This is a genomic window from Streptomyces ambofaciens ATCC 23877 (assembly GCF_001267885.1).
Lineage (GTDB): Bacteria > Actinomycetota > Actinomycetes > Streptomycetales > Streptomycetaceae > Streptomyces > Streptomyces ambofaciens.
The window spans coordinates 6,758,890-6,783,951 of sequence record NZ_CP012382.1; the positions used below are offsets into that span (position 1 = coordinate 6,758,890).

The 25,062-nt window shown below is 71.4% G+C and carries 18 protein-coding genes; 8 read left to right on the forward strand and 10 right to left on the reverse strand.

Features of this window, described 5'->3' with window-relative positions:
• Nucleotides 1-55 precede the first annotated feature (55 nt).
• From SAM23877_RS29795 to SAM23877_RS29820, 6 genes are all read right to left on the reverse strand, one after another.
• A complete protein-coding gene (locus SAM23877_RS29795) occupies nucleotides 56-1,852 on the reverse strand; it encodes a hypothetical protein (RefSeq protein WP_053139744.1) in 1,797 nt (598 codons plus the stop codon).
• Nucleotides 1,853-2,117: 265 nt separating this feature from the next.
• Nucleotides 2,118-5,075 (reverse strand): DUF5682 family protein, encoded by a 2,958-nt coding sequence (locus SAM23877_RS29800; RefSeq protein ID WP_053139746.1) that lies wholly within the window; start codon nucleotides 5,073-5,075, stop codon nucleotides 2,118-2,120.
• On the reverse strand, nucleotides 5,072-6,196 hold the full coding sequence (locus SAM23877_RS29805; RefSeq protein WP_053139748.1) for an ATP-binding protein: 1,125 nt from the start codon (nucleotides 6,194-6,196) through the stop codon (nucleotides 5,072-5,074). The genes SAM23877_RS29800 and SAM23877_RS29805 overlap by 4 nt, the downstream gene beginning before the upstream one ends.
• A 111-nt stretch (nucleotides 6,197-6,307) precedes the next feature.
• Nucleotides 6,308-7,738 (reverse strand): VWA domain-containing protein, encoded by a 1,431-nt coding sequence (locus SAM23877_RS29810; protein ID WP_053139750.1) that lies wholly within the window; start codon nucleotides 7,736-7,738, stop codon nucleotides 6,308-6,310.
• Nucleotides 7,735-9,126, reverse strand: coding sequence for a hypothetical protein (locus SAM23877_RS29815; RefSeq protein ID WP_053143020.1), 1,392 nt, complete (start codon nucleotides 9,124-9,126; stop codon nucleotides 7,735-7,737). Before SAM23877_RS29815 ends, SAM23877_RS29810 begins: the two co-directional genes overlap by 4 nt.
• The gene (locus SAM23877_RS29820; RefSeq protein WP_053143022.1) at nucleotides 9,126-9,644 is read right to left on the reverse strand and encodes a hypothetical protein; all 519 of its coding nucleotides are present in this window, start codon (nucleotides 9,642-9,644) and stop codon (nucleotides 9,126-9,128) included. Before SAM23877_RS29820 ends, SAM23877_RS29815 begins: the two co-directional genes overlap by 1 nt.
• Nucleotides 9,645-9,874: 230 nt before the next feature.
• Here SAM23877_RS29820 and SAM23877_RS29825 point away from each other — a divergent pair, with 230 nt between their 5' ends.
• Together SAM23877_RS29825 and SAM23877_RS29830 are read left to right on the forward strand one after the other, a co-directional pair.
• A complete protein-coding gene (locus SAM23877_RS29825) occupies nucleotides 9,875-11,512 on the forward strand; it encodes a phosphodiester glycosidase family protein (protein WP_053139752.1) in 1,638 nt (545 codons plus the stop codon).
• Nucleotides 11,513-11,780: 268 nt separating this feature from the next.
• Complete coding sequence (locus SAM23877_RS29830) at nucleotides 11,781-12,809, forward strand: alpha/beta hydrolase (protein WP_053139754.1); 1,029 nt, start codon at nucleotides 11,781-11,783, stop codon at nucleotides 12,807-12,809.
• An 86-nt stretch (nucleotides 12,810-12,895) separates the two neighbouring features.
• Here SAM23877_RS29830 and SAM23877_RS29835 read toward each other — a convergent pair whose 3' ends face one another.
• Together SAM23877_RS29835 and SAM23877_RS29840 are read right to left on the reverse strand one after the other, a co-directional pair.
• Nucleotides 12,896-15,673, reverse strand: coding sequence for a glycosyl hydrolase (locus SAM23877_RS29835; protein WP_053139756.1), 2,778 nt, complete (start codon nucleotides 15,671-15,673; stop codon nucleotides 12,896-12,898).
• A 400-nt stretch (nucleotides 15,674-16,073) separates the two neighbouring features.
• Nucleotides 16,074-16,520, reverse strand: a complete 447-nt coding sequence (locus tag SAM23877_RS29840; RefSeq protein WP_053139758.1) for an ATP-binding protein — start codon at nucleotides 16,518-16,520, stop codon at nucleotides 16,074-16,076.
• A 239-nt stretch (nucleotides 16,521-16,759) separates the two neighbouring features.
• On the opposite strand from SAM23877_RS29840, the gene SAM23877_RS29845 reads away from it, so the two are divergent.
• The 4 genes from SAM23877_RS29845 (at nucleotide 16,760) to SAM23877_RS29860 (ending at nucleotide 21,522) form a co-directional block, all read left to right on the forward strand.
• Nucleotides 16,760-19,411, forward strand: a complete 2,652-nt coding sequence (locus tag SAM23877_RS29845) for a hypothetical protein (protein ID WP_053139759.1) — start codon at nucleotides 16,760-16,762, stop codon at nucleotides 19,409-19,411.
• A 5-nt stretch (nucleotides 19,412-19,416) separates the two neighbouring features.
• Nucleotides 19,417-20,343: a phosphotransferase gene (locus SAM23877_RS29850; RefSeq protein ID WP_053139761.1), complete on the forward strand. Its 927-nt coding sequence runs from the start codon at nucleotides 19,417-19,419 to the stop codon at nucleotides 20,341-20,343.
• A gap of 121 nt (nucleotides 20,344-20,464) precedes the next feature.
• Nucleotides 20,465-21,319: a helix-turn-helix domain-containing protein gene (locus SAM23877_RS29855; protein ID WP_425314770.1), complete on the forward strand. Its 855-nt coding sequence runs from the start codon at nucleotides 20,465-20,467 to the stop codon at nucleotides 21,317-21,319.
• Complete coding sequence (locus SAM23877_RS29860) at nucleotides 21,316-21,522, forward strand: DUF397 domain-containing protein (protein WP_053139763.1); 207 nt, start codon at nucleotides 21,316-21,318, stop codon at nucleotides 21,520-21,522. Before SAM23877_RS29855 ends, SAM23877_RS29860 begins: the two co-directional genes overlap by 4 nt.
• 263 nt (nucleotides 21,523-21,785) lie before the next feature.
• Here the strand turns inward: SAM23877_RS29860 and SAM23877_RS39735 are convergent, their stop codons facing one another.
• Together SAM23877_RS39735 and SAM23877_RS39740 are read right to left on the reverse strand one after the other, a co-directional pair.
• Entirely contained in the window at nucleotides 21,786-22,157 is a 372-nt protein-coding gene (locus tag SAM23877_RS39735; protein ID WP_053139766.1) for an ImmA/IrrE family metallo-endopeptidase, read from the reverse strand.
• Nucleotides 22,139-22,567 carry a hypothetical protein gene (locus SAM23877_RS39740; protein WP_053139768.1) on the reverse strand — a complete coding sequence of 143 codons (429 nt, stop codon included), beginning with the start codon at nucleotides 22,565-22,567 and terminating at the stop codon, nucleotides 22,139-22,141. Before SAM23877_RS39740 ends, SAM23877_RS39735 begins: the two co-directional genes overlap by 19 nt.
• Nucleotides 22,568-22,917: 350 nt before the next feature.
• Between SAM23877_RS39740 and SAM23877_RS29880 the strand changes: the two genes are divergently transcribed.
• Complete coding sequence (locus tag SAM23877_RS29880; RefSeq protein WP_053139770.1) at nucleotides 22,918-23,454, forward strand: GNAT family N-acetyltransferase; 537 nt, start codon at nucleotides 22,918-22,920, stop codon at nucleotides 23,452-23,454.
• Between the two features lie 105 nt (nucleotides 23,455-23,559).
• Nucleotides 23,560-25,062, forward strand: a complete 1,503-nt coding sequence (locus SAM23877_RS29885) for an ABC transporter substrate-binding protein (protein WP_053139771.1) — start codon at nucleotides 23,560-23,562, stop codon at nucleotides 25,060-25,062.

The window sequence follows — 25,062 nt, forward strand, 5'->3', positions numbered from 1 at the left end:
CCGGGCCGGCCCCTCCCCGTGCGCGGGAGGGGCCGGCCCCGCACCAGAGCCCGGGTCAGGGGTACGACACGACCGTCGACGGCACGGTCGACGTCCCCGAGGTGGGGGCGCCCGTGTCGTTGATGACGCACTCGTACTGCCCGTTGCCGCCCAGCGACACGACCAGCAGGCCGTGGAAGCGCACGCCGGCCCGGTCCGGCGCGGCGAAGCCGTGGTGCTGGACGATGGACGGGTTCACGTTGTAGTAGCAGTAGCTGCCCAGGCCCCAGCCCTCGTGCTCGGTGACGTGGTCGCCGACCTTGTAGGCCGCGTAGCCCTTGACCGGGCCGTTCTGCACGGCGGCCTGGTCGGGGGCGTCGTACGCCTTCTCGTTCTGGAAGAAGATCGTGCGGCCCCGCTGGCCGTTCCACTGCACGTCGTACTTGTTGAAGTGCTCGACGAACAGTCCGGTGGCCAGCACGTCGTCGCCGTTCACGACCACGCCGTAATCGGCGCGGTTGGTCTCCCAGCCGACGCCGTCGCCGTGGTCGGCGCGCCACACCCAGGTGTGGTCGACGATGGTGTGCCGGCTGTTGACGACCATGCTGGTGGTGGCCTTGCCGGGGCCGGCGCCGCCGATCCTGATGAACACGTCCTGGACGGTCGTCGGGTTGGCCGAGTGGTCCGCGGACGCGCCCTGCGGGCCGATCTCCAGCAGCGTCGCGGAGTTGACGGGGCCGGCGTCGACGAGGAAGCCGGCCAGTCGCACCCCGTCGACGTCGGCGACCCTCAGCGCGGTGACACCGTTGTCCGGGATCAGCGTGGCGTACCCGAGGCCCAGGACGACCGTGTCGGCCCGGTCGACGGTGAGGGTCTCGTCGAGGTGGTAGACCCCCGGCGTGAGCAGCAGGTTGAGACCCTCGTCGAGCGCCTGGTTGAGCGTGGCCGCCGGGACGCCCGGCTGGGCGACGTAGAACCGCGACAGCGGCAGCGAGGTGCCGCGCGGGGTGCCGTTGCCCCAGGAGACCCCGCGGGCGCCCGTCCGCTTCTCGGGCAGGAACACCCGGTACTCGTCCCCCTCCAGGTGCAGGAAGGGCTTCTCGCGGGAGACGGGGGTGGTGTCCAGGGTGGTGTACGGCGGGTCCGGGAAGCTCTGCGGCGGCGCGCCCTCCACGCCGGAGAACACCATGTTCCACACGGCGTTGAGCCAGCCGCCGATCGAGCTGTCCCGGGTGTACCACTGCTGCTGCGAGTACGGTCCCACCTGGCCGTCGATCCGGCTGTCGGCGATGTAGCCGCCGCTGGCCCAGCCGTAGCCGTCGGGCGCGAGGTTGAGGCTGCCGCGGACGTGCATGCGCCGGAAGGGTGCGGCCTGGGAGACCGCCCAGCGGTTGGTGCCGCTGACGGGCACCAGGGCGAGGTTCTCCGCGGAGCGCCAGAAGTTCTGCGTGGCGTTGCCGTCGAACCAGCCCGCGTCGACCGTCACGTCACCGTTGATGGTGGTGTCGTCGGGGGAGAGGCCGAGGCCCGCTATCGAGGTGTAGAAGCCGAGTTGGGCGTTGAGTCCGTGGTACGTGCCCGGCTTGAAGAACAGGGCGTAGCGGCCGCTGCCGAACTGGGCCGACTCCTGCTGCCGGAAGATCTCGTCCAGCCTGGCCTGGATGTCCGCGGTGGACGGGTCGAAGACGATGACGTTGGGCCCGAGGTCACCACCGCCGGGAAGGGCGCGCGGGCTGGTGGGGGAGTCGGTGGAGGCGGACGCGGCACTGGTCACGGCGGACAGCAGGGGGGCCGCGGCGGCTGCTCCGAGGAGGGTGCGTCGCCGCACGCCGGAGGACTCCGACGCACCGGGGCCTGTGGGGGAAGAGGGCATGGGGGGCGGCTCTCCTTGTTCGGGAAGTGAACGGAGTGGGGGGGTGGGGGAGCGCTCTCTGGATGTGCATGTTTCATCCACGTGCACGAGGCGTCAAGAGTTACGGCTGTTTCTCTCGGGGTGCGTTCAACAAGTGCGCAGACGGCGGACGTTGACCTTCTGACGCATCCCTTGACACCTTCTGGCCGCGCCCCCGACACTCCCTTCTCAGAGAGCGCTCTCCGGTGGGGTCGGCCCCGGACGGTTCCGGGGCCGACCCCACCGGTCAGGCTCTCGCGAGCAGGGACTCCCACGCCTTCGCCGCGGCCGGGTGCCGGGCCGTCAGCGCGGCGCCGGGTGCCGTGGCGACGGTGGGGGAGACGGCCTCGGTGGCCCATTCCCCGTCGCAGCCCAGAAGGCCGGCCACCGCGTCGCAGGCCGCCGGGTGCGCGGCCAGGAGCGCGGCGCCCGACAGCCCGGCCGGCGCTCCGGGGCGTGCCCACTCCCCGGCGCAGCCCAGCAGCTCCGCCACCGCGTCGCAGGCCGCCGGGTGCGCCGGCAGCAGCGCGGCACCACGGGGACCGGACTCCTCGGCCCCCACCCGGCGGACCACGGGCGGGACGGCGGGCGTCCGCCACGGCGGCACCCACGCGTCCAGGGCGGCCAGCCGGCCCGGGAAGATCCGCCCCGCCTCCCGGATCAGCAGCGGGGCGAGTTCCGCGGCGCCCGAGCGCATCGTGGTGATGAGCAGCGGCAGCCACGGCAGCAGCACCGCGTCCGGCAACCGCCCGAACGCGTTGGACACCGCCTCCACGACCACGTCCGCCAGCCCCGGCACGGGCTCCAGCGCGTGGACGAAGCCGCTGAGGTACCGCGGATAGGCGGGCACCACCAGCGGATTGCCCAGCAACGCGTCGCACCGCTCCCGCAGCTGGGCCCGCGACAGGGTGCCGAGCTGCACCTGCGCCGCCCACAGCAGCGCCGTCTTCGACGGCTCCTCGGGGTGCGACTGGGCGACCGCCAGCTCCAGCTGGGCCCGGTCGCACCCCAGCGACAGCGCGAGGCTCTCCATGCTGAACAGGAAGCCGAGCATCGCGGCGACCTGCCCCACCGTCGCGTCCTCGTCCCGGAACGCCGTCGGCAGCAGCGTGCAGTAGTGGGCGTAGCCGGTCTTGACGAACGACTCGATCCAGGACGGCAGCGCCGGCTCGCTGGTCCGGTAGTACGCCAGCAGCGCGCGCACCCGGCGCAGTACCTCCGGCGCGCCGTCGACGCTGCGCTCGGTGGCGAGGACCTTCAGCGCGTGGGTGCCCAGCTCGTCGGCGAGTCGTCGGCTGCCCAGGTACAGCGTCGCGTCCTCGACCGCCGCCAGCACGGTCGCCGTCGTCGCCCGCGGCCCGTACGCGTCCCGCCGCAGCCGCTGCTCCAGGACCTGCTCGATGCTGACGCCCTCGTAGCCGAGCTCGATGAGGGCCCGCTGGTGGGTGCCGATCGCCAGGTCCCACGACTCCTGGATGGACCGCTCACCGAGCCGCCGCTCACCCATGATCGGGCGTGCCGCACCGTGCGGCATCAGCCGCCGCAGCATCCACAGCACGTCGGAACACGCCCGCAGCTCCGGCCGGGAGACCATGTCCAGCAGTGCCCGCTGCACGCCCCGCTGCTGGAGCTTGAGCCCGAGCGGCGCCAGCCGGTCGTGGACATCGCGGGCGAGCGGCGGCAGCGCCTCGTAACCGACCTGGCCGACCCGGTCGCCGCCCATCATGATCTCGACCAGGCGCCGCACGTCCCGCCGCCCGGGGACGACGTCCTTCTCGATGCAGGTGACCGCCGCGTCCTGGAAGTCGTACGGCGTCGGCTTGGCCCGGTCCCGCATCCCGGCGAGCAGGATCGACGTCTCGAAGACGGCGATGGCGTCGGCGGTCGAGGCGAGGTAACCGTTGCGTCGGGCGGCGCGCACGATGTCCACGGACCAGCCGAGCAGCTCCGCCTCGTCCAGGCCGTCCAGCACCGGCGGCCTGCGCAGGAAGCCGGACAGCCGGTCCTCGGCAGCCCCGGACCGCGGTGCCGAGACGGCCGGGGCGGCGGCCGCCCGCTTCCTCCCGGACTTCTTCGTGCCGGCCTGGCCCTCCAGCCGGAACGGCTTCACCCGGGTCCGCTTCAGGCTCTTCGCCCACTCGGTCGCCGCGATCGACACCGACCCCGGGGCGAGGCCGAACTGCGCCTCGATCGCCGCGTGGCTGGACGGGATCAGCCCGTACTGCCAGCCGGTGGCGGTACGCGGCGAGATCGTGAACGTGTCGCTGCCGTCCACCCCGAACTCCGCCACCCGGCTGGCCGCGTGGAAGGCCCCGCACACGTACAGCGCGTCCGCCGGTTCCGTCCCGGTCGCGGCCATGTGCTCCCGCATCCGCGTCCACATGTACCGCTCGCGGTCCTCGTCCACCCGGATCCGGTCACCGTCGCCCGGGGCGAGCCGCCGGAAGAGGCTGCCGATGAGGAACATGACCTGGCGGTAGGTGTCGTGGTCGGCGGCGTCGTCACCGGTGCCGGCGCCGAGCGGTACCTCGACGTACTGGTGCCACCACTCCGACCAGTGCCGCACCTTGCCGTGGCGCAGCAGGTGCTCCTCCAGCTCGGCGAAGCGCGGACGCAGGTCGCCGATCTCGACGCCGACGGCCTCGCCGTGCAGCGCGGCCTCGGGCTCCCCGGACGCCGCGGCCCCCTCCGCGGAGGCCTCGTCGGCCGCGGCCCGACCCCTGCTGTCCCACTGGAAGACGTGGTCCGCGGACCGGTCGACGAGGACCAGCTTTACGCCCGGCGTGTCGAGCGCGTACGCGATGGCCTGGTACTCGGCGGACGCCTCGGTGATCGGCGCGACGACCGACAGCGGCGCCCACTCGACGGGAAAGCCGTCGACGTCACCGGCGAACGCCTGGACCGCCACCGGCAGCCGGCAGTTGCGCAGCTCGGACAGCAGCGGCGCCATGTCCTCGCACAGCTCCACGTAGACGACCTTCGGCTGCTTCTCGCGCAGCCGTCGGGCCATGGCGGTCGCCGAGGCGGGGGAGTGGTGGCAGACGGGGAAGATCTCCAGCGGCTCGCGCACCGCCCGGTCGACGTCGTCGACCAGGCCGAGGAGGATGCCCTCCAGCGCGTCCGGCCCGCCCGCGAAGGTGGCGGCGGCCTCCTGCAACTGGCCGCGCAGCGCGGCGAACGACGTGCTCTCCTGGGGACCGCTCATGACAGCGTGGCGATCGCGTCGCGGCCGCCCTCCAGGAACTCGGGCCAGGAGCCGCCCTCCTCCTTGCTGCGCGGCTCGACGACGCCGTGCAGGTACTTGTTGAGGATCGCCAGGTCCTCGGGCTCGCGCCGGGTGAGCGAGCCGACCAGCGAGGACGCGAGGGCACGGGCCGTCAGGGCGCGCTCACCGAAGAAGTTGCTGTGCAGGACGGCGTCCTCCAGCACACCGATCTGCTCGGCGGTCGACAGGGCCGACTCGAGCTTCTCGTCGTCGCTGCCGGCCGCGGCCGCCGAGGCGCGCAGGTCGGCGAAGCTCCGCAGGAGCACGTCGAGCAGGGTCGGGGGCACGTCCAGCTCGATCGAGTGCCGGCGCAGCAGCTCCTCGGTGCGGAAGCGGACGATCTCCGCCTCGCTCTTCTTGTTCGTCACGACCGGGATGCGGACGAAGTTGAAACGCCGCTTGAGCGCGGAGGACAGGTCGTTGACGCCCCGGTCGCGGCTGTTGGCCGTGGCGATGATGGAGAAGCCGGGTTTGGCGAAGACGATGTTCTCGTCCCCGCTCCCGCTCTCCAGCTCGGGCACGGAGATGTACTTCTCGGAGAGGATGGAGATCAGCGCGTCCTGGACGTCACTGGTCGACCGGGTCAGCTCCTCGAAGCGGCCGATGGAACCGGCCTCCATCGCGGTCATGATCGGCGAGGGGATCATCGACTCCCGCGACTGCCCCTTGGCGATGACCATCGACACGTTCCACGAGTACTTGATGTGGTCCTCGGTGGTGCCGGCCGTGCCCTGCACCACCAGCGTGGAGTTGCGGCTGATCGCCGCCGACAGCAGCTCGGCCAGCCAGCTCTTGCCGGTGCCCGGGTCGCCGATGAGCAGCAGACCGCGGTCGGAGGCGAGGGTCACGATGGACCGCTCGACGAAGCTCCGGTCACCGAACCACTTCTGCGAGATCTCCCGGTCCAGGCCGTCGGAGCGCTCGGAGCCGAGGATGAACAGACGGACCATCTTCGGCGACAGGCGCCACGAGAACGGCTTGGGGCTGTCGTCGATCGACTCCAGCCAGTCGAGCTCCTCCGCGTACTTGATCTCGGCGGGGGCGCGCAGCAGGTCGGACATGAGGAAGGCCTTTCCATGCGGTGATCACAACAAGATGAGAGATGCCGCAGGGCGCAGGGCGCAGGGCGTTGGGCGCTGGGCGTTGGGCGCTGGGCGTTGGGCGCTCGGTGATCAGGTGAGAAACGTCTTGAGTTCGTGCACGAGCTTCTTGATGTGACCCGAGATCACGGGTGTGCCCAGATCCTTGAACCGCTCCCGGAACCACGGATCGACACTGCCCCGGCCGGAGCTGGTCACCGAGCCGACCGGGATGAACTTCGCCCCCGAGCGGTGGACGGCGGCCATGCTGTCGAACAGCTCCTGCCGGCGCCACTCGTAGAAGTCGGAGATCCACACCACGACGGTGTTGCGCGGTTCGGCGATCTTCGGCTGGGCGAGCGCCATGGCGACCGTGCCGTCGGTGCCGCCGCCGAGCTTGGTGCGCAGCAGCGTCTCGAACGGGTCGTGCGCCCAGGGCGTGAGGTCCAGCGCCTGCGTGTCGTAGGCGATCAGATGGACGTCCACCTTCGGCAGGCCCGCGAAGATGGAGGCCAGGATGGTGCAGTTGACCATCGAGTCGACCATGGAACCCGACTGGTCCACCACCACGACGAGCCGCTGCGGGGTCGTCTTGCGGCTGGTGTGCCGGTAGTAGAGACGGTCGACGTAGAGCCGCTCCTCCTCCGGACTCCAGTTGGTCAGGTTCTTCCAGATGGTGCGGTCGATGTCGAGGTTGCGGAAGACCCGCTTGGGCGGCACGGACCGGTCGAGCTCCCCGACCGTGGACTTCTCCACCTGGGTGCGCAGCACCTCGGTGACCTCGTCGACGTACCGGCGGATCAGCGCCTTGGCATTGGCCAGCGCGACACCGGAGAGGTTGTCCTTGTCGCGCAGCAGCTGCTCGATCAGGGACATGCTCGGTGTCAGCCGGGCGGCCAGCGCGGGATCGGCCAGTACCTCGCGCAACCGCATGCGCTGCACGAGGCCGGCCTCGATGGCCCCGAGCTCCGGCCCGATCTCGGGAAGGAGACGGCTGAGGTCGGGTGCGGGCCCGCCCACGCCGGTACCGGTCGGGCTGACACCGCCACCGGCCCCGCGTGCGGTGCCCCGCCCGCCCCGCAGCTCGCCGGGGCGACAGCCGAGGGCACGCTCCAGCCACTCCGCGTCGGACTGCCAGCGCGCCAGCTGGTCGGCGGTGACGTTGCCGGGGCGGGAGGCGAAGACGTTCAGCAGCACCTTCGACGCGAGCGCCGCGCGCCGCACCTCGGCGGCCCGGTCGCGCTCGCCGTCCTCCTCCGGCTCGGGAGTCATCAACCCGTCGAACTCGTCCGCGAGTTCGGGATGCCGCTGCACCACGGACCCGACGGACGCGTCGGGGTCCAGGAGCGCCGGGGGCAGGCCGATGTCCTCGACCACGGCGAGACTGGCCGACTCCAGTGCGGCCTGCTCCTCGGGGTCGAAGAGCCGGGCCAGCAGCCGCCAGTAGAGGACCTGCCGGCGGTTGTCGGACGCGTCGGGCTCGGGGGCGGAACCGGGATCTTGCCCGGGGGAGTGGCCGGTCATTTCCGCAGCAGCTTTCCGGCGCGCTCGCGCAGCACGGTGACGGCGTCGGTGGCGGCCTTCTCGGCCCGGACCCCCGCCTTGTCGGTCGTCCCCCCGGCCCAGGAACCGGCGTGCACCGCGACGGCCTTCTTCCGTACCAGCCGCTCGACGGCGAGCGGCTGGAGCAGGAACTCCCCGGCGTCCCAGCGCAGCAGCCCGAGACACGCGACGGAGGAGGCCACGAACTCGGGAGTGAGCGGCCCCGCGACCGGAAGGCGGTCGGTGTCGACGGTGAGACGGCCCCCGGCCACCTCCACGACGACCCCGCCGTCCCCGTCCTCGACGCCGTACCCCTCCAGCAGCACCGGCACCGCCATCCGGGCCGGATGCCGGTCCAGGGGAGCCACGGGGGACGCGGCGGCGGTGGGCAGGGCGACCCGGGCGGTGGCGAAGGCGTCGGCGGGCTCACCCGCACGCGCGTGGGCGTCGTCCCAGACGAGGTCGCCCTCGGCGGTGACGGGCATCGCGTCGAGGTCCATGGAACGGCCCTCGCTCACGGCGGCCAGCAGCGACATGTGCGGGCGCAGCAGCTGCCACAGCCCGGCCCCGACGACCGTGTCGGGCTTCGGCGCGGACACCGAGGCCCGCACCAGCCGGGGTGTACCGCCGTCGGCGGGCTCGAACACGGCGTGCACCTGCGCCTGCACGGCGGTGGCGTGCTCCTGGACGTCGACACCGAGCGGCAGCAGCCGCCCGGTCGCCCCGGTCACCACCGGCCCGGAATCCGCGCCCGGGAGCGTCAGCAGCAGGGCCCGCGACCACAGGTCGGCCCAGCGGCGCACCGGCACCCGCTCCAGCGTCGCCCCGGGACAGGAGGCGGCGAGCTCGGCGGCGAACCCGTCGAGCAGCGTGGCGAGCCGGCGCAGCGCGGGGTCGGGCAGCATCGCGGAGACGACCGGAGCGGCCCCGCCGACCAGTTCGTGGTCGATGCCCTGCCAGCCGGCCCGCGCCAGGTCGCACAGCCAGCTGCGCGCGGCCAGGCGCAGGTTGACGGCGTGTTCCTCACCGGTCGGCGGGACGTCGGCGGCCTCATCGGGGGGCCGGCCCACGGCCTCCTCCACCCGGGCGACGAGCGCGTCGTGCACGGAGCCGAGCAGAGCGGTGCGGGCGGCGGCGAGCGCGACGAAGTGCCCCTCGTCACCGGCCCCGGCGACCGTCTTGTCGGCGGCCTCGGCCACCCGCGAGGCCAGCGGCGAACCGGCGACGGCGTCGGCGAGCCCGGCCAGCCCCCCGGCCTGCCCGGGCTGCGGGCGCATCAGTCCGCCGACCAGCGCGGCATCGAAGCCGTCCACGGCGGCAAGGGCCTCGTCGAGGCCGTCCACGGAGTCGAGAAGCAGATCGGCACGCATCAGGCAGCCACCGCCCTGGTCGTCGGGAACCACTGCATCTCGGGCAGCGGGGCCGTGGTGGGCGGGAGTTCGAGGTAGGCGAGGTGCCGCAGGAAGCGGCTGAACACCTGGGCCGCCGCCGCACTGTCGCCGGGCCCGGGCCGCGAGGACGTCATGGCGGAGGTGAGCGCGTGCGCGTCGGTGGGGTCCTCGGCGTCGACCTTCAGGTACCTGGCCACGCGCTCCGCCCCGTACTGGAGCACGGCCTCACCGACGAGTGCGCGTATGTGGTTGCAGAACGAGCCGTGCGCCCCACCGCAGGGACGGTTGTTGTTGGTGCTGCACGAGAACGCGTACGACCCGGCCGCGACCGAGGACACGTAGACGCGCCCGATGTCCGACCCACTGGACACCACACCCTGCAACCGCCCGTCGGCCAGCTCGACGAACGGCACCTTGGCCAGCTTCCTCGGCCGCGCGGGCGGCACCACCCGTGCCGTGCTCGACTTCTCCCAGACGGACAACGCACCATCTCCCATGCACACGAAGGGGGAGTTCACGCCACCTCGGCGGAACGAGACCGAATCTATCGGCAGGCACTGACAACGGGCCCCGGCGACCGACGCCGCCTTGACGGCACGCCGGAACCGGTCGCTACTTGTGCAGTGGACGTTGGGCGGCTGTCCATTTCTGTGTCGGCCGAGAGCGGAGAGGATGACGCGTGTTCGTCCCCGGCCCTCGATCCCGGCCCTCGATCCAGGTGGTGCAGATGAAGAAGAGACTGTGCGGTGCGGTGGCCGTCCTCGTAGTCCTGGCCACGGTGGGTGCGGCACCGGCGCAGGCCTCGCCCCCGGCGCCCGGGCCGGACCGGCACGCGCTGCCCCTGGGCCCCGCCGGCCTCCCCGAGACCCGCAACACCACGACGCTCCAGCCGGGCGTCACCCTGACCCGCATCGTGCGCGGTGACGCCGCCGATCCCGCACTGCACTGGACGGTCGAGGTCACCATCCCGGGCGGCGGCACCTCGCCCGACCCCGACGCACCGCCCACCGTCCTCAAGGACCGGGCGAGCGCCGACGAACTGGCCGCCGAGCTGGGCCGGGACGGCTTCCGGGCCCGGGTGGAGCAGGTGACGACGCCGAGGACGGCCGACTACGCCGGCGGTGAACTCGGTTGGCGTGTCCGGGTCGGTACGTACGACTCGCAGTCCGCCGCGACGTCCGAACGCACCCGCCTGCGGACGGCCGGCCACATGGGCTCGGCCGTCCACACCGGCTGGGACGGCGCTGCCACGGACCGCGGCCCGTGGCACGTCGACGTGCTCACCATCGACCCGCGCACGTTCCGCGGCAGCCTGGGCGCGTCGTACGGTCCCGACCTGGAGGACCGGGAGACGACCAGCGCACTCGCGACGTCGTCCGGCGCCACCGCGGCGGTCAACGGCGGCTTCTTCGTCCTCGACCCCAAGGCGGGCGCACCGGGCGACCCGGCGGGCGTGGGCGTGTACGACGGGCGCCTTCTGAGCGAACCCGTCGCCGGCCGTCCGAGCCTCGTGGTCCACGCCGACGGCCGGCGCACGGCGGTCACGCGCCTCACCTGGCGGGGCCGGGTCACCGGCCGTGCCACCACCCTCCGGCTGAACGGGGTGAACCGTGTCCCGGGCCTGATCCGAAACTGTGGGGGCACCGGGAGCGACGCCCCCACCTCGCTCCCGCTGCATGACGTGACCTGCACCAACTCCGACGAACTGGTCGCGTTCACGCCCGAGTACGGCGGCGGCACACCACAGGGCGAGGGCCTGGAAGCCGTGCTGGACGCTCACGACAGGGTCGTGGAACTGCGTTCACCACGAGGCGGCACCCTCCCGCCCGGCGGCGGCTCCGTCCAGGCGACCGGCCGACGCGTCGCCGACCTGACCGAACTCGCGCAGGTGGGCGGCCGCCTGCGCGTCCGCACCACCCTGCTCGACGAACGAGGTCGCGATGTCACCCCCTCGCCCCGGACGGACGTCGTGAACGCCGGGCCCGAACTCGTCCGCGACGGCCGGCTCCACGTCACCCCCGCCACCGACGGCATGGTCCACCCGGACGACCCGAGCTGGTACTACGGCTGGGTCCACAAGCGCAACCCGCGCACGCTGGCCGGCGTGGACGCCGCCGGCCGCACCGTCCTCGTCACCGCCGACGGACGCGGCACGGGCTCCCTCGGACTCAGCATCGACGAGAGCGCCCGGGTGGCGAGGTCACTGGGACTGCGCGACGCGGTCAACCTGGACGGCGGCGGCTCGACGACCATGGTGACGCACGGCGAGGTGGTCAACACCCCGTCGGACGCCGCGGGCGAACGCCCCGTCGGCGACGCCTTGCTGATCCTTCCCCGCGGCCGCGGGAGCGGAGACGAGAACTGACGACGAGCTCCGCGGACAGCTGGGCGGAGGCGAGAACTGACGACCAGGCCCGCGGACAGTAGAGCGGAGGCGAGAAATGACGACGAGGCCCGCGGTCATGTAGAGCGGAGGCGAGAAATGACGACGAGGCCCGCGGACAGTAGAGCCGAACCAGGAACTGACGACGAGGCCCGCCCACAGGAGAGCGGAACCAGGACCTCACGACCAGGCCCGCCGTAGAAGCCCGCACCACACCGCGACGACCAGCAACCCACCCCAGGGAGCCGCCGTGATCGCGCACGTGCCGACCGTCCCGACCCCGCTCGGAGCCAGGATCCTCCTGGTCCTGGCCGTACTGCTGGCCACCCTTGCGCCGGCCGCCCCGGCACTGGCCGCGGGGCCGCCGGGCACCGCCCGTCCCGGCGCCGAAGTCGTGGCCGTCACCCAGGTCGCGGAGCGACAGGTCGACCTGTCGGTACGGTCGACGGCCCTGGGCGGCCGGACGGTCGAGGTCCGACTCCTCACCCCCGACGGCTGGAACCCGCACGAGCGGCGCCGACAGCACTGGCCGACCCTGTGGCTCCTGCACGGCTGCTGCGGCGACTACACGTCGTGGACGAGCATGACGGACGTGGCGGAGACCGACAGCCTGCGGGACGTGCTGGTCGTCATGCCGGAGGCCGGCTGGAACGGCTGGTACAGCGACTGGTGGAACCACGGCAAGGGCGGCGACCCGGCCTGGGAGACCTTCCACACGGTCGAGCTGCGCCGCCTCCTGGAACGCGACTGGGGCGCCGGTGGCAACCGCGTCGTCGCCGGCCTGTCGATGGGAGGCCAGGGCGCCCTCCTCTACGCCGCCCGCCACCCGGGCATGTTCCGGGCCACAGCCGCCTACTCGGGCTCCGCGCACCCACTCCTCGACGAGGAGTCGGTCGACCGCATCATGGGTTTCTTCGCCGGCCAGGGCGACGACCCGCTCCGCGTCTGGGGCGACCCGGTCGAGCAACGCCGCGTCTGGCGGGCCCACGACCCCTTCCACCTCGCCGAGCGCCTCAGGTCGATCCCGGTGTACCTGTCCTGCGGCGACGGGACGGCGGGTCCGCTCGACCCACCGGGGAGCTCGAACGCCCTGGAGGCCGACTTCCACCGGCAGAACCAGGCGCTGGCCGCAGAGCTGAAGCGCGTGGGGGCGAGGAAGGTGACCACCCACTTCTACGGCCCGGGCACCCACGCCTGGCCGTACTGGGAGCGCGAGCTGCACGCCTCGCTCCCCATGCTGCTCGGCGCCCTCGGGGTGGAGGGCTCTCGGGGCAGGTAGCTTCCGAGCTCCGCCCGAGCGCTTTTGGCATGCCGCAACCCGGGGAGCGGTCGTCCCCGGGTTGCGGCCTGCCCGCCTACCAGGGTTCAGCTGTAGGGGATCACCAGCACGGACTTGTCCGTGCCCGTCTGGAGCCTGGCGGCGCCGTTGCCGATGGCGCTCCACACCTCGAGGCGTACGGTGCCACCGTCGAGGTCGGCCGGTGTGCCCGTGGACGCCTTCAGGCCGCGTGCCTGGGTGTACTCCTCCCATCCGGTGACCGGGTCGGTCGCGAAGTAGTGGTACGTCTCGGTCCGGTCGTAGCTGCCGTCGCCGGTGAAGTCGTAGCTGACGCGGGCCTGTTGACCCAGCCCGACCGCGGTACCCGCGTCCACCTGGAGCCGGAAGGCGGTCGAGGCGCCCGGGGTGAGCGTGCCGTTGACGTCACGCACCTCGTAGACGAGGGGCTGGTAGGGGGTGCCGTCGTGGTTGGCGCCGCCGCCGGAGGCGATCGTGTCGCTGCCGGCCGTGCCCCCGGTCGCCGTGGTCAGGACGCCGCCGCCGCGCAGCTGGAAGGTGTTGCCGGTGGGCGGCTCCGGATCGGGGTCGGGGTCCGTCGAACCCGACCCGGTGCCGGTCGCGGTGGAACGGGCCGGTACGGAGAGGGTCTTGCCGTCGGAGAAGGTCACCGTGCGGGCCGTCGCTCCGTGGTTGTGGGCCGCGTAGGTCCGGGTCGTTCCCTTGGTGAAGACCGCGGAGGTGGGGATGTCCCCGGTGACGGTGGCATCCGGGGCGCCGAGGGCGTCGAGGGTGTTGATCCAGTGATAGGTGTGCGCCTTGGACTCCCCCTGCTCCGGGGTGTAGCCCGCGTGCCCCGCGTCCCACTTCGCCTTGGCCGCGCCGGGGTCGGCGAAGGACTGGAACTCCCAGAGGATGTCGCGCCATTCGACGGCCGGGCCGCCGTTCTCCCGCTCCATCTCGGCGATGTTGCGCCGGATCGCGGCCTTCGCTCCGCCGAGGTGGAGCGATCCGCCGGTCACGGGCAGGACGTTGATGCCGTGGATCTCCTCGGGGTTGGCGGTCCACCAGGTGGAGTAGGCGGCGCCGCTGCCCCACACCATGCCGGCCGTGTCGTGGCCGAAGGAGGACGGGAAGACCTGCTCGTCGGCGTCGAACCAGTACTGGGCGATCGACTCCGACTCGGTGGTCAGGAGGAAGGTGCCGAGGTCGCGCAGTGCGGTGTCACCGGTGGCGGAACCCCACAGGACCAGGGCCGCGCTGAGGTTGGTGGACTCCGAGGAGGACTCCTGGTTGTTGCCGGCCGCGAAGCCCTGGTGACCGGAGGCCCAGCTGTGGCCCGCGTAGACGTCGAAACCGCGCAGGAAGGGGTAGGCGGTGTCGGTGCGGCTGGGGTTGGCGGTGTCCCGCACCAGCGTCTCGACCATGCCGCCCCAGGCGGAGTCGGCGGCCCAGGCCTGGTCGTACTGGGCGACGATCGCCGCCGCGTAGACGTAGTAGCCGTAGTGGAAGTGGTGGTCGTTGAGTTCGGTGTCGCTGCCGTAGGAGGCGGGGTAGCCGGTGAGGGTCTTCCAGTCCTTGTCGTAGCTGAACTCGTTCGCGCCTCCCGCCGTGAACCAGTCCTGGAGTCTGCCCTTCAACAGGCCGAGCAGCCGGTCACGGACACCTGTCTCGCCGATCTGCTCGGCCACCGGCACGAGTTGGGCGAGGCGTCCGAGGGCCTTGCCGGTCCAGTAGGTGTCGGCGGCCCCGGAGAAGGGGTCGGCGGCGTTCACGACCTCGTTGAGGTATCCGCGCAACCGGGCGGCGTCCACGCCGTTCGACTTCGGCAGCGCGGGCAGCACCGCCGACGCCTTCTGGCTGGTGGTGAAGGAGGCCGACTCCCGGACCTTCATGGTGCCGCGCGGCGAGACGTACGTGTAGGAGGTGAGGGGGTCCGTGGTGTGCAGCCACTGGTGGCGGTAGAGAGCCTGGAGCGTGCCGCGCTCGGTGCCCTCCTTCGCCTCGGTGGTGAGGGTGTAGGTGGCCCTGGAGGCGCCCGCGGAGTAGCCCCAGGTCACCTTGGAGCCCGTGACGAAGCTGTAGGCGTACTTCTTGAACGTCGCCAGCGCGCCGGTGGAGGGCAGTACGGCCACGGAGAAGTAGTCCTTGGACCCCAGACCCGCGGTGACGGTGGACCCGGCGACGTTCCAGTCGCTGCCGGTCGGGGCGAAGAGGGCGTAGTGGTGCCCGGCGACGGTGATGCCGAGCACGTTGCCCTGGTCGGCGAAGACGGTGGGTGCGCCGGCGGTGGTGACCTGGGCGTTGCCGCCGGAGCCCTTGGCGTACACGAACGGGGAACCGTGCCCGATGGTGGTGCGCAGCGTGCGGGCACCGTCGGACCAGTAGGGCGTGACCGTCCAGTCGGACCAGTCGTCGGCCTTGGTGTCGGGGGAGTTGAGGCCGGTCAGTCCGATGGTGAGGTCGCGCTTGTGGGCGTACTCGTACTGACGGCCGTCACCGACGATCGCGGGGGACGTCGGGTAGCCGACGTCGAGCCCGCCGGCCGTGGCCTGGTAGGTGAGGGGGTGCCCGTACATGGGGGTCGAGTACGGGTTGTCCCCGTAGCGCTGGAAGGCGAGGGAGGACCACCAGTCGTTGGTGGGCACGGGCCGGTTCCGGGCGGCCGCGGTCACCTTGGGCGTGACCGGTGCTCCCGTGTTGGTGGTGGGACCCGATGTGCCGGGTGGCCGGGTGTCGGAGTAACTGCCGGAGCCTACGGGGACGGTGGCGGCGGACGCCGGCGCGGCGGCCGGGCCGAGACCGACGACGGCGAGGGCCGAGGCCAGCAGCAGAACGGTTGCCGGTCTGGTGCGTGGGGCTGGCATGTGTCACCTCAAGTCGTGACAGGGGGAGTTTCTGAGAGCGCTCTCAGATGGGCGGAACGTAAAGCCCGTGCAATGCACTGTCAATAGTCTGAACACAACGCCCCCTTGCCGTGTCTCACTGCCGTCAGGTCTTCGAGCCGCGGCCGGGGAGGGGGCGCACGACGGGGCACGGGCCGCCGGCCGGTCCGTGATGCGAAGACTGTTGAGGTGCGCTGAACGTTCGACGACGGGAGCGACGGCCCCTACGCCTGGCTGATGGCATCGACGGCGAGCGCGGTGGACGGTCGCAAGAGGGGAGAGTCGCCCAGCTGGTGAATCCGATGTGCCGCGCGCGTCAGACGATCGACGTCCGCGGTCGTGAAGACGGACCGCAATCCGCATCGCCCGGGGAGCTACAAGATCAGGTCAGGCCGGGTGCGGTGCACTCCGCCCAGACCGTCTTGCCGGGGCCGCCCGAGGAACGGGGCCCGCATCCCCAGCGGTCGGCCAGAGCCTCGACGAGAAGCAACCCCCGGCCGCCGTCGCCGTCCTCCGGTACGCCGGCGGAAAGGCGGGGGAGACGTTCCCCGCGTGTGTCGCTCACCTCGATCCGTACGGTGCCGGCCACCGGGTCGGCGGTCAGGAGCAGGTGGAAGTCACGTCCGGCGACATGCCCGTGCCGTACGGCGTTGGCGCACAGCTCCGACGCGACGAGCGTGACGACGTCGTGCGCGTCACTGCCGTACGGGACGCCCCACGCATCGAGCCGGTGCCCGCACAGCCGCCGGGCCAGACGGGCCCCGCGCGGGGTGGAGCTGAAACACATCGTGAACTCGTGCACCGTGTGGGGTGATCGCTTTGTGGTCATGCACTCACGGTGGCGGCCCGTGGCCCAGCGTGACCAGTGGTGACGCGCTGACGTCTACCCTCCGTACGGGGCGGGTGCGGGCGCTGTACGAGGCGGTACTGGGTCGTGGTTCCGAGGTGGTACCGCCCAGCACTCCACCATGAGCGCGTTCCGGAACTGTCTGTCTGCTCCCAAGGCGACTTGACGCTTATTCAGGTCGGCTGCTCTTCTGGCACCGTTGTCGACAAAGGGGGGCGCTGGTGAGCCAGTCGGATCTGAGGGCGTTGTTCCGCTCGAACGATCGTGAAGTCAAGGCGGTCGACTACTTCGCCGACAGGCGTGACGAGTGGGACTCGGTGGCGCGGAGCCTTGCCCACCTCGTCCCGGAAGTGCGCGCCGATGGCTTCGATGTGCAGGACCTTGAGACGCCCCGCCGCAATGTGCTGACGTTCTACGGTGTCGGCGGCATCGGCAAGTCGACGTTGTCCCGGTGCGTGGCGCAGCATCTCACCGGGGACCTGCCGGTCCAGGGACACTGGCCGCCGCTCGACGAGAGCCTCGGCCCCGTCGTGCCGGTGCGGGTGGACCTGTCGCGCGACTCGGGCGTCGATCTCGAGTCCCTGATCCTGGCCGTCCGACTGGCCGCGGCCGAGATCGGGCAGCCGATGCCGACGTTCGACCTGGCTCTCCAGCGGTACTGGGAACACAACCATCCCGGTGAACCGCTCGAGGAGTACGTCCGTCGCCGCACCCGACTGAGCTCTCTTCCGGGAGCGCGGAACCTGTCGGCACAGATGCAGTCGGCGCTGGCGGACGTGGCGCAGGCGGTGGCGCTTCCCGGCACGGTGGGTCAGGTGGTCGGCCACGGGCTGAGGACGGTCGTCCGGGCGCTGAGAGAACGACAGCACAGGATCCGGGCGCTCGCGGAGTGCAGTCGCTTCGCGGACCTGCTGGAGGCCACTCCCGACCAGGACGCACTCAGCTACTATCCGCACCTCCTCGCGTGGGACCTGGCGTGCCTGCCCGCCAAGCACCGGGCAACCCTGGTGGTGCTGCTGGACACGTTCGAGGACGTGGGAGACCGGGTGCACCGGGATCTGGAGCGCCTTGTCCAGCGGTTGGTGTGGTTGATGCCCAACGCCCTGTTCATCGTCACGGGCCGCAATCGCCTCCAGTGGGACGATCCGCTGCTGGAGGGCCAACTCGACTGGGCAGGGCCCGAGTGCTGGCCCCAGCTCGTCGGCGGTGCGACGCGTGAACCCCGACAGCACACCGTCGGATACTTGTCCGCGGGAGACTGCGAAACCTATCTGTCCCAGCGCCTGACACGTGACGGCCGTCCGATGATGGACGACGCGACCCGCCGACTGATCACGGCGAACTCGCACGGACTGCCGCTCTACCTCGACCTCGCGGCGATGCGCTTCCTTGATCTGTACCGCCGCTCGGGGAACGCTCCCTCCGTGCACGACTTCAACCTCGACTTCCCCGCCCTGGTCGCCCGGACCTTCCGTGACCTGCCTCCGGACGTCCGACGAGTCGTGCGGTCCGTCAGCCTCCTGGACACCTTCTCCGTGCCGCTCGCCTCGGCGGCCGCAGGCTTTGACCACGACGCTCCGGCCCAGAGCCTGGTGGACAGGCCGTTCGTCGATCACGACCCCGGTGCGCCATGGCCCTACCGCCTGCACGCCCTGGTCCGGGACACGGTCCGCGAGGCGGACTCGACCAGCGACGACCGGTGGACCTCCGCCGACTGGCAGCGCGCTGCGCGACGCGCCTTCGTGGCCCTCGGACAGGAGGACAAGTCCCACCGCGGGCGCCTGGTGTCCGCACTCCGCCAAGGCCTCACCCTGGCCCATCAGTTCGATCTCCCGCTCGGTTGGCTCGAGGACGCAGCCTTCCAGTACGTCGACGACTTCGTCTGGGAGCCCGTCGAGCCGCCGGCGGCTGTCCTGTCAGGGGCGTCCCCCACTCCGGCCCAAGCACTCGCCACGACCCTCTCGGCCATCGCCCAGCGCCAGCGCCGGCACCGGGGCAGCACGGCACAGCAACTCCGCGACGTCCTGCGGGCCGGAGTCCTGCCGCCGAGTCTGGACGAGCTGCCGCGCTACTTCCTGGCCGAGTGCGACCGGGACCTGGGCCACTTTCAGGAGTCGCTGAACGGCATGCAGCGCGTCGCGGAACGGGGAGGCCGCCTCGCCGCGACTGCCCGCCGGGGGCTGATCCACCTGGCCCGCCGCATCGGTGACTTCCCGCAGGCCAGGGAGGCGGCACTGCACCTGGGCACGGAAGGCCGCCAGGACCGCGTACTCGGTGACCTCTGGTGGCCTCAGGGATCCATCGCCTTGGCCTGCTCCGCCTATGCGGCCGGCCGCGATCAGGCACTGGCCACCGGGCAGGTCGGCGAAGCCGCCCTGTCGCAGGCCTGTCTCGCCTTCGCCGCGGCCTTCCAGGACCGCCCGCGCGCGGCTGAGCAGATCGCGCGGGCCGAGGACCTGCTCGCGGGCGTGTCGATCCGATGGGCCGAAACGCAGACCCTCATCGCAGCCTTGGTGAGGGACGCGGGCATCGCGCCGGACCTGCCGGAGCGCGCCGAGGCCGTGGCGGTGGAGGCCGTGGAGGCGGGACTGACCTCGTCGGTCGCCTATATTCGCTTCGCCGAATGCCTGCATGCACTCGTGAACGGCGCCCCTGAAGCGCTCGCCCGGGCCCGGGAGCGCCTGATGGAGGACTGCGTCAACGGCGTCGAGTTCGCCTACCTCGCCGAACTGACCTATCTGATGGCCGACGAGGAACCACCTTCCGACCTTCCGCGCGCAGAGTGGCTGGACAGTGTCCCTCAGGTGCGGGCACGCTGGGTCGGCCTCGTCGAGGACCGCCGACACGAGTCGGCAGCACAGCAAGGAGCCTGAACCAGGTGGCGCACTACACCACAGCGGACCAGATCGACCTCTCCAGCGTTGCCGACGGGTACGGACTGACGGGCGTGTCCCTCACCGTGCTCTCGGGCGGCGCCGCGAACTCCAGCTTCCGCCTCGCCTGCGACCAGGGCGAGTACGTGCTGACCTCCCTCGACAACCACGACGAGGACACCGCGAACACCCTCGCCCGCCACACCCGAGCCCTCCACCGGCTCGGCCTGCCGACCAGCGAGATCGTCCCCGCTACGGATGGATCACTCATCGTCCCAAGCGACGACCGCCTCCTCGTCCTGAAGAGGTGGATCGCCGGTACGGTCGAGCAGCCCCTGCCCCTCGCCCTCCTTCCCGAGGCCGGCAGCCTCCTCGCCCGCCTTCACGAGCTTCCGTCCGACGCCGAAGGCCTGAACGACGTCCCCATCGGCTCCCGCCGTCTCTCCGCCGAGCACCTCGCGTCGGTCCCCGGCTTCGCGGACCACGAGTTCGCCCGGTGGCTGACGTCCCGGCTCGACCGAGTTCGTGGCGCCGAGGCCGACAGCCACCGAGCGCCCTGCCTGATCCACGGAGACCTCTTCGACGACAACGTCATCGTCCGTGACGACGGCGGCCTGTCCGTCCTGGACTGGGAGACGGTCTCCCTCGACGATCCCCTGCTCGACCTCGGCATGGCAGCCGTCGGTCTCGCCCAGGACGAGGCCGGCCTTCTGGACACCGAGCGTCTCCACGCCCTGCTCGAGGGATACGAGAAAATTCGCCCCCTCACCACGGTGGACCGCTCGATCCTCCCCCTCGAGATCGAGCACGCGGCGCTGATCATCGCCTTCCACCGCTATCACCGCCACAACGTCCGGTTCCCGAACCCGGAGAGGGCCACGTATCACCGGGCAATGGTCCGCTTCACGGAGTCGGTCGCCGCTCGGGTTTGAGGCTGCTCCTACCCCCTCACCGCGAAGGGTGACCGGCTCGCGAACCGCTACTCCCGGTTGCGGGCTGTGGCCTAGCGTGATCTCAGGTGAGGTGCGCTGGAAGAGGGGAGTGGGCAGGGCAGTGACCGAGGTGAACGACGAGGAAACGCCGCAGCGGCAGCAACGGCCGGAGGACGAGCCGGGGACGGGAGTGGTGACCGCCTTCGGGCGACAACTGAAGCTGCTGCGGACCCGGGCGGGACTGGAACGGGCCGAGTTCGGCAAGAGGCTCGGCTACTCGGCGGACACGGTGGCGTCGATCGAGCAGGGGAGGCGGATCCCACAGGCCCGGTTCATCGAGAAGGCGGATGAGGTGCTGGGGGCGGGTGGGGTGCTTGTGGCGCTGAAGGAGGAGGTGGGCAAGGCTCAGTATCCGGCCTTCTTCAGGGACATGGCGCGGCTAGAGGCCAGGGCCACAGCGCTGAACGTGTACGCGGTGTACGCCGTGCCGGGTTTGTTGCAGACGGAGGACTACGCCCGCGCCGTCTTCCACATGCAAAGGCCCTTGCTGGAGGACGACGTGATCGAGCAGAGGCTTGAGGCGCGCATGGTGCGGCAGGAGATCTTCTGCCGACGCCCCGCTCCCTTGATGAGCTTCGTGATCGAGGAAGCGGTGCTGCGCAGGCCTGTCGGTGGTCCAAAGGTCATGCGTGAGACGCTGGAACAGATCCTCGTCACGGGCCAGTCCAGGAACGTGGAGGTGCAGGTCATGCCGATCGACCGTGAGGACAACGCCGCATTGGGCGGTCCCTTCTCGTTGATCGACACAGACAAAGGGCAGCGCCTCGCGTACGCGGAAGTGCAGGACCACAGCCGCCTCTATACCGACGCCACGTACGTGCGGACGCTTGAAGCGCGCTATGGCATCCTCCGATCACAGGCGCTGACACCGAGCGAGTCAGTGGCGTTCATCGAGCAACTGATGGGAGACACATGAGCGTGCAGCACAGCAAGGCGGCTGTGCCCGAGGCCGCTTGGGTGAAGAGCAGCTACAGCACGGGCAATGGTGGCGAGTGCATTGAGGTTGCCGCCGTCTCCGGAGCTTTCATCGTCAGGGACTCAAAGCAGCCCGCAGTGGCCAAGCTCGCCTTCGGCCCTGAAGCGTGGGACGACTTCCTGCGGATGGCTGCCGAGCGCTGAACTTGCTTCGCACGACGACCGGGGCCCAATGCGCGCGTCGCACTGGGCCCCGGTCGTGTCAGATGTCGTACAGCCCTTCCTCTCGGCGGATCATCCGCCAAGCCGCACGGCGGACGCCGCCTCTCGGCGTCCGTCGCACCGCCGACGCCGTCACCGAAGCCCTCGAGCTCGGCGGGGCCGTCGGGACTGAGGGACACGTCGTGTTCGCCTGCCTTCTCCTGAACCTCGAAGTACGCGGCGAAGAACTCGAACTTGACGGCTAATCACTTCTTGGGCTTCCGAAGTCTGGAGGCAGAGATGCGCCTCTTGCCCATGTCGATGATCAAGCCGGCGGCCTTGAACGTGAGGTTGAGGGCGACGGTCTCGGGGACCTGTCGGCCGGGACCGAGGTGCCCGGTGATGTAGTCGCCCATCCGGACAGTCGGGTCCAGACGCTTGAGGACCATGTAGGCGATGGACTCGGCCTCGACCTCGTTACGCGCATGGTCCTCCGCGGGCCTGTGGGAGAGTCGGTCGGGCCAGGCGTCCTCAGGGCCAGGGCCCAGGTGCCCGCAGAACAGGTGGCCGAGTTCGTGGGCAAGTGTGGCGTACCGGTCCAGCGGAGGCAGGTTCCGGTTCACCTCGATCTCGAACAACGTCGGATACTTCTCTTGCCGGTCACCAGGCCTACTCCCGGGGCGGTCGACGAACCCGCCGGACCTGCTGCGGTACGTGCGCCCGCAGGCGCCGACGCCCCGTGGTCGACGAGAGTGAGCCGGATGCCGAGGGGGGCGAGGTTCATCCGGGTGTGATGCCAGACATCCGCAAGCTCCTTCTCGCTGACTCGGGCGATCACCGAGACCGGGGCCGTGATCGCCTTGGGCAGAGGCAGGGCCCCCGGCAGGGCTTCGGTGTCCCCGACGTCGTAGACGAGCATGTACGGTCCGCGGGGCTGGAAGATCAGCAGCGGTTGGGCACCGGGCTTGAGCACCCGCCGGTACGTCGACTCCCATTCCGAGGAAGACAGAACGTAACGCGCCCCCGGCTTCTGGATGTGGACCACCATCGCGTTGAACGGTGCGTACCGCCGACGAGCCTCACCTTGATCTTTTAGCCGCCCCAGTACCGGCGGACCGCTGTACCCCTCCGCCACCCTGTGCAAGCACAGGGCCCGTTCCCAGGCACCCGGTGTGATCAGCACCAAGGTCCCCGGGACCGAAGGGCCCATCGCAAGGGATGGGTTCCTGAGACCCGCCGGCCGCGTTGATCCGGATCGTAGCCTCCCCATGGGTCGAACTCACCGGCAGGTTGTCCGATGACGCCCGCAGCGGCTTGTCATCCTGGGGCGGCGGTCGGACGCCGCCCATACCGGTGCTCGCTGATCAGCCGGTTCCCGTTATTGCGTACGATGTGCAAGTGCGCACCACCGACTACACCATCAGGACCGCCACCCCCGCCGACCTGGACGCCGCACGAGCCGTCATGCTCGACACCGTCTACCGCGACTTCGGCACCGGGTACGTGCCCCGCTGGCACGGTGACGTCATCGACCTGGCGGGGGCCTATCTGACCCCCGAGCGGCACACCCTCCTCGTCGCCGAGGACGCGGGTGGCGAGGTCGTCGCCACCGCCGCCCTCGACTCGCGCGGCCCCGCACACCCCCCGAACCCCCGGCACGTCGCCGAGCGCTACCCGTCCGGCGTGACCGCACAGCTGCGCCGCGTCTACGTGCGGCCCGAGCACCGGCGGCGCGGGCTGGCGCGCCGGCTCGTCGACGAGTTGCTCGCCTTCGCCGCCGCCGACGGCGGATACCGGGCCGTGTACCTGCACACCGACCCGGCCGTCACCGGCGCCGAACCCTTCTGGCGGTCGCTCGCCAAGGTCGTGCACGACGAGCGCGAGGACGCCGGCGGCGGGCAGGGGATCGTGCACTTCGACGTGCCGATGGCGTGAAGCCGATCAGCAGGGGCCCTCACGTCATGGAAATGATTGTCATGTAGGCTCCGCTCGGTGCCGTCACCCCGCCCGACCCGCTCGACGTCGATCGATCCGAGGACCATGCGTTTCCACCGCCGCTCCCGGCTGCTCGCCCCGTTCCTGCTCGTGCCGCTCATATCGAGCTGCTTCGCCTCGGGCGGTGGTGACGACTCCGGCTCCGGCGACGAGGGCGAGGGTTCCCGCCTCCGCGTGGCCCTCGCCTTCCCGCCCGCCGAGAACCTCTCGCCCTACGGCGCCGACGCCACCCTCCTCAGCCGCCTCGCCGTCACCGAGGGCCTCACCGCGCTGGACGCCAACGGCTCCGCCGCCCCCGCCCTCGCCGAGTCCTGGCGCAGGGACGGGGAGAAGACCTGGGAGTTCACCCTCCGCGACGCCACCTTCCAGGACGGCGGCGAGGTCACCCCGGCCGCCGTCGCCGCCTCCCTCACCCACGCCGCCGACGCCGAGCCCGCGCCCGCCGCCCTCGCCGGTGTCACCCTCAGCGCCGAGGCCGCAGGCGAGCGGGTGGTCCGGATCACCACCGCCGAGCCCGACCCCGTGCTGCCGCTGCGGCTCTCCAGCCCGAGCCTCGCCGTCCTCTCCGCGAAGGCGTACGGGAAGAGCGGGCACGTCGACCCCGTCGGCACCGCCACCGGACCCTTCGAGCTGACCAAGGTCAACGGCGCCGGCTCGGCCTCCCTCGACCGGTTCGACGACTACTGGGGCGGACGCGCCCAGGCCTCCGGGGTCGACACCCGCTTCATCGCCGACGGCACCGCCCGCGCCAACGCCCTGCGCACCGGCGAGATCGACATCGCCGAGGCCGTTCCGGTGGCCCAGGCGGCGACGCTCGAGAAGGAGACCCGGCGCGACACCGCCACCACCCGGACCACCAGCCTGCTGCTCAACGCGGAGTCCGGGACCTTCGAGGACGCGAAGCTGCGGGCCGCCGCCCGGGCCGCCGTCGACACCTCCGTTTTCGCCGAGGACGTGTACGAGGGGTACGCCGACCCCGCCGCCGGGATCTACGGGCCCGCCGTGACCTGGGCCGAGGGGAAGCGGACCCGGCCCGTGGGACGCGCGGCGGCCGGGAAGGCGGCCGGGGAGACCATCACCCTCGCCACCTACGACAACCGGCCCGAGCTGCCCGAGGTGGCCCAGGTGGTCAAGCAGCAGTTGGAAAAGGCCGGCTTCGAGGTGAAGCTCACCGTGCGCGAGTACTCGCGGCTGGAGGGGGACGCGCTGGACGGGAAGTTCGACGCCTTCGTCCTCGCCCGCAACACCCTCCTCGACACCGGCGACCCCGTCGCCGTCCTCGCCGGCGACTACACCTGCGACGGCGGCTTCAACATCGCCCAGCTCTGCGACAAGGGCGTCGACTCCGCCGTGGCCGACGCCGAGAAGATCGCCGACCCCGCGAAGCGGCAGGACGCCGCCATGGCCGCCGAGGCCCGCATCCTCGGCAGCGACGCCGTCGTGCCGCTCGTCCACCAGCGGATCATCACCGGCGTCGGAAGCTCCGTACAGGGCGTGATCCTCGACCCGTACGAGCGCACCCTCGTCGGCACCGGCACCCGGCGCTGA

Coding starts and splice junctions, on each gene's coding strand:
- SAM23877_RS29885 (WP_053139771.1), top strand. CDS start 23,560: ATGCGTTTCCACCGCCGCTCCCGGCTGCTCGCCCCGTTCCTGCTCGTG.
- SAM23877_RS29805 (WP_053139748.1), bottom strand. CDS start 6,196: ATGTCCGACCTGCTGCGCGCCCCCGCCGAGATCAAGTACGCGGAGGAG.
- SAM23877_RS29860 (WP_053139763.1), top strand. CDS start 21,316: ATGAGCGTGCAGCACAGCAAGGCGGCTGTGCCCGAGGCCGCTTGGGTG.
- SAM23877_RS39740 (WP_053139768.1), bottom strand. CDS start 22,567: ATGGTGGTCCACATCCAGAAGCCGGGGGCGCGTTACGTTCTGTCTTCC.
- SAM23877_RS29810 (WP_053139750.1), bottom strand. CDS start 7,738: ATGACCGGCCACTCCCCCGGGCAAGATCCCGGTTCCGCCCCCGAGCCC.
- SAM23877_RS29800 (WP_053139746.1), bottom strand. CDS start 5,075: ATGAGCGGTCCCCAGGAGAGCACGTCGTTCGCCGCGCTGCGCGGCCAG.
- SAM23877_RS29820 (WP_053143022.1), bottom strand. CDS start 9,644: ATGGGAGATGGTGCGTTGTCCGTCTGGGAGAAGTCGAGCACGGCACGG.
- SAM23877_RS29815 (WP_053143020.1), bottom strand. CDS start 9,126: ATGCGTGCCGATCTGCTTCTCGACTCCGTGGACGGCCTCGACGAGGCC.
- SAM23877_RS29825 (WP_053139752.1), top strand. CDS start 9,875: ATGAAGAAGAGACTGTGCGGTGCGGTGGCCGTCCTCGTAGTCCTGGCC.
- SAM23877_RS29840 (WP_053139758.1), bottom strand. CDS start 16,520: ATGACCACAAAGCGATCACCCCACACGGTGCACGAGTTCACGATGTGT.
- SAM23877_RS29795 (WP_053139744.1), bottom strand. CDS start 1,852: ATGCCCTCTTCCCCCACAGGCCCCGGTGCGTCGGAGTCCTCCGGCGTG.
- SAM23877_RS29835 (WP_053139756.1), bottom strand. CDS start 15,673: ATGCCAGCCCCACGCACCAGACCGGCAACCGTTCTGCTGCTGGCCTCG.